The sequence below is a fragment of the Mycobacterium sp. genome, assembly GCF_035623875.1.
GTDB lineage: Bacteria > Actinomycetota > Actinomycetes > Mycobacteriales > Mycobacteriaceae > Mycobacterium.
This window is the reverse complement of sequence record NZ_DASPSP010000174.1, coordinates 1-2,980: the sequence shown is the minus strand read 5'-3', so window position 1 is coordinate 2,980 and position 2,980 is coordinate 1. Positions and strand designations below refer to the sequence as shown.

The window sequence follows — 2,980 nt, the reverse complement described above, 5'->3', positions numbered from 1 at the left end:
GTTATCCGGGGTTCGGTGAGCCCGGTGGGGGCGGAAGCTGCTGCCAACCGTCCGCGGACGAATACGTCCAGCCGCAGGGCACATACTCGGTATGCATCCAGCCGTCTGGGGTCGGTTGCCAGCACTTTGGCCCGTTCGGGTCGGGTGCCGGCGGGGCGGGGTCGGCAAGGGCAACGCCGCTGCCGCCGGATAGCACAGCAGCCGCAATGCCCGCGACGATCATCGGTTTCATCTTCATAATGCGATTCTTTTAGCGTCCTCGTAATTCGTCAAATCGAAACGGCAATTAGGAGAGTTGAGCCAATTCGCGCCGCGCTACGTTCGTCCTCGCTTACCGCGATAGCTGACACCCGGCTTGGCTCATCGGCGGGCCCATTCTTCGGCGAGTAGCCGGTAGGAACGCACCCGGTCTTGGTGATCGTGGGTGATCGTCGTAATGATCAGCTCATCGGCTTCGGTGGCGTCACGCAGTCGCTCCAGCTGGTCCGCCACTTGCACCGGTGACCCGACGAACTGTGTCTCCACTCGGTCGGTGACAAGTTCGCGGTCGGCGTCGGTCCAGGTGTGAGCGCGCGCCTCGTCCGGGGTGGGAAACGGGATCGCGCCTTCTGCGGTCCGGATACTGCGCACCCAGAGGCCATACCCGGCGGCCAGGTGACGAGCCGTGGCCTCATCGTCAGCGACAACGGCGTCAGCCGAGACCGAGACGTAAGGCTGGTCAAGTTCGGTTGAGGGTCGAAACGCAGCCCGGTAAGCCTCGGTCGCCTCCAGCACCGTGGCGGGCGCCACATGGTAGTTGGCGGCAAACCGCAGACCACGGTTACCAGCGACGGTGGCACTCTCACCGCCGCTGCTGCCCAGAATCCACACCTGCAGATCGGCGCCGCCGCCCGGCACGACGTGGGCCTCTTCGCCGTCGTCAGAACGATACGTGTCGGCGATCAGCGCGCGAATGTCGTCGACCTGCTCGGTGTAGTCCTGTGATTCCGCACCGGGCAGTTGGAGCAACGCTTTGTGCAACGCGAAGCGCGGCGACTTCAACAGGCGCGTCAGATCGAACTTCGCCGGGATGAGCAATCCATTGGCTGTACATCCATTGCTCGACCTTTGCAACGTCGAGGCCGTCCGTGCCGAGGATTTCGGCTCACGCGGCTTACCGCCGCTGCGCCCTAAGCCGAGGTCGAACCGGCCTGGATACAGCGCATCCAACAGGCCGAACTCCTCCACTGTGGACAAGGCGGTGCGGTGACCCATCTGTACTGCGCCCGACCCAAGCCGAATTGTCGAGGTCTCTGCGGCGGTCAGCGCAAGCAGGACAGCGGGTGAGGTGCCGGCGACCCCGGGATTGAGGTGATGTTCGGCGAACCAGTAGCGCGTGTAACCCAAACTTTCTGCCTGCTGGGCGAGATCAATGCTGTTGCGCAATGCCTGCGTCGCGGTCGAGCCTGAGGAGATCGGCACCAGGTCGAGCACTGCTAGCGGAGTCGGCATGACGCTTACGAAGCCACGCCGGTGGAGGCGCCCGCGGCGCCGGATCGCCGCGGTGCCCGCAGCGGCGCCAGACCCAGGTGATCACGCAGCGTCGTACCGGTGTAGTCAGCCCGGAACACCCCGCGTTCCTGAAGGAGCGGTACGACCTGCTCGACAAATGGATCAAGTCCACCGGGTGTGATGTGCGGGACGAGGATAAACCCGTCGCTGGCATCTGCCTGCACCAAATCGTTGATCGTCGCGGCGACCGTGCGCGGCGACCCAATGAACGATTGACGTCCGGTGACCTCGACGATCAGTTCCCGGGTGCTCAGATTCTCCGCCTCGGCTTTGGCCCGCCATTGGTTGGCAATCGGAATCGGGTCCCGGAACATGCGGACGCTGGCCCGGCCACGCGAGATAGTGTTCTCCCCCACAATGGGATCCACGGTTGGCAGCGGCCCGTCCGGGTCGTGGTCGGACAGGTCTCGGTTCCAGAGTTGTTCGAGGAACTTGATCGCTGTCTGCGGCGACACCTGGGCCAGCCGCACCTCGTGGGCGATCTCGGCGGCCTCCGCGTCAGTGTCGCCAATGACGAATGTCGCGGCCGGCAGGATGAGCAGCTCGTCGCGGTGGCGTCCATAGCGGGCAAGACGCCCCTTCACGTCGGCATAAAACACTTGCCCGGCCTCCAGTGTGCTGTGTCGCGAGAAGATCGCGTCAGCAGCAGAGGCCGCGAAGTCGCGTCCCTGGTCGGAGTCGCCGGCCTGGAATATCACCGGCCGGCCTTGCGGACTTCTCGGAACGTTGAACCGACCGTGGATGTCGAAATGGGCGTCCTTGTGCGCGAATGCGCCTGCGTTCGGATCGGACAAAAATACACCTGCCGCCTTGTCCGCCACGACCTCGTCGCCGCGCCAAGAGTCGAACAGCTCATGCGTGGTCTGCAGAAACGTCTTCGCCCGCTCGTAACGCTGGTCCTCGGCCAAGAATCCGCCGCGGCGAAAGTTCTCCCCGGTGAACGCATCCCACGAAGTCACCACGTTCCAGGCGGCGCGGCCGCCGGAGAGGTGGTCGAGCGAAGCGAATTGCCGCGCCACCTCGTAGGGCTCGTTGAAGGTCGAGTTGATGGTGCCCGTCAGCCCGAGCCGCTCAGTGACTGCCGCCAGCGCGGCCAGCACCGTGAAGGTGTCCGGACGACCGACCACATCCAAGTCGTAGATCTGGCCGTTCTGCTCGCGCAGCCGCAAACCTTCGGCGAGGAAGAGGAAGTCGAACTTGCCCCGTTCGGCCGTCTGGGCAAACTGCGCAAAGGAGCTGAACTCGATGTGACTGCCGGCCGCCGGGTCGCTCCACACCGTTGTGTTGTTGACGCCGGGGAAGTGCGCCGCTAAGTGAATCTGCTTGATTGGCTTGGTCATCGGAAGAATCCTCGGTGTTCGTTACGTCAGGCTGTCGCGTAGCGGTTGGCGGGACGAGCCAGTCCGAGCGACACGCGCAGCGTGTCGGC

Annotated in this window: 3 protein-coding genes; all 3 read right to left on the bottom strand. The window is 64.4% G+C overall.

Translation table 11 applies throughout. The features are described 5' to 3' along the window. Window position 1: 1 nt before the first annotated feature. The 3 genes from VEI45_RS14480 to VEI45_RS14470 all read right to left on the bottom strand — a co-directional run bounded on the left by VEI45_RS14480 (window position 2) and on the right by VEI45_RS14470 (window position 2,891). Window positions 2–238 carry a hypothetical protein gene (locus tag VEI45_RS14480; RefSeq protein WP_324854318.1) on the bottom strand — a complete coding sequence of 79 codons (237 nt, stop codon included), beginning with the start codon at window positions 236–238 and terminating at the stop codon, window positions 2–4. A gap of 122 nt (window positions 239–360) precedes the next feature. Then, entirely contained in the window at window positions 361–1,491 is a 1,131-nt protein-coding gene (locus tag VEI45_RS14475) for an LLM class flavin-dependent oxidoreductase (RefSeq protein ID WP_324854317.1), read from the bottom strand. A 5-nt stretch (window positions 1,492–1,496) separates the two neighbouring features. Beyond that, window positions 1,497–2,891 carry an NtaA/DmoA family FMN-dependent monooxygenase gene (locus tag VEI45_RS14470; protein ID WP_324854315.1) on the bottom strand — a complete coding sequence of 465 codons (1,395 nt, stop codon included), beginning with the start codon at window positions 2,889–2,891 and terminating at the stop codon, window positions 1,497–1,499. Between the last annotated feature and the right edge of the window lie 89 nt (window positions 2,892–2,980).

Bases quoted from the DNA above. Each gene is read 5' to 3' on its own strand.
- VEI45_RS14480 (WP_324854318.1), bottom strand. From the start codon at position 238: ATGAAGATGAAACCGATGATCGTCGCGGGCATTGCGGCTGCTGTGCTA.
- VEI45_RS14475 (WP_324854317.1), bottom strand. From the start codon at position 1,491: ATGCCGACTCCGCTAGCAGTGCTCGACCTGGTGCCGATCTCCTCAGGC.
- VEI45_RS14470 (WP_324854315.1), bottom strand. From the start codon at position 2,891: ATGACCAAGCCAATCAAGCAGATTCACTTAGCGGCGCACTTCCCCGGC.